This window comes from Psychrobacter sp. 1U2, from assembly GCF_051847575.1.
Map to the genome: position 1 here is coordinate 1 of NZ_JBPYDC010001269.1, position 648 is coordinate 648.

At 41.7% G+C, this 648-nt stretch carries 1 pseudogene; it reads left to right on the forward strand.

The annotated features are described in order from the left end of the window. Nucleotides 1-648: pseudogene (locus ACS8FD_RS21575) on the forward strand (MFS transporter); the annotation flags it as partial.

Sequence of the window (648 nt, forward strand, 5' to 3'; positions counted from 1 at the left end):
CTGAATACCAATTTAAGCCCCATGAACAGCCGTTTATGTTGGGCTCTCCTGCTACCCCTGATCATCCTACACGTCGCAAGGTACTCTACTTACTCATCGGTATCTTTATCGGTCTAACCGCCAGTTTTCAAAACGGCTTATTGGTCGCTAACCTTACTCAAATTCAAGGTGACATGGGCTTAACCCCTGTTGAAGGCGGCTGGATATCTGTCGCTTATAACATGACCAATGTTTGCATTACTGTCTTGCTTTATAAAATACGTCAGCAGTTTGGTATGTCGTTGTTTAGCAAAATTACCTTATTCTTTTTGTTATCAGCGACTAGTATGCAGTGGTTGGTTAGTAGCAACCTATTATCTGGTGCGACTGGCATTAGTATTGAGCCTTACTATTTAGAACTTATCGCGCGTGGCTTTAGTGGGGTGGTAGCTAGTGCGATGACAGTATTGTCTATTTTTTATTGTCTACAAGGCATGCCTACTGCGCGGCGCATTAGTGGACTGATTTTAGGATTTGGTCTGGTGCAGTTTGGTATTCCGCTATCACGTATTATCTCACCTTATTTAGCGATTGATGGTCAACTTGAAAATTTGTTTTTGTTTGAGTTTGGCCTTGCACTGATATGTTTTGGGCTTATTAATATTCTTG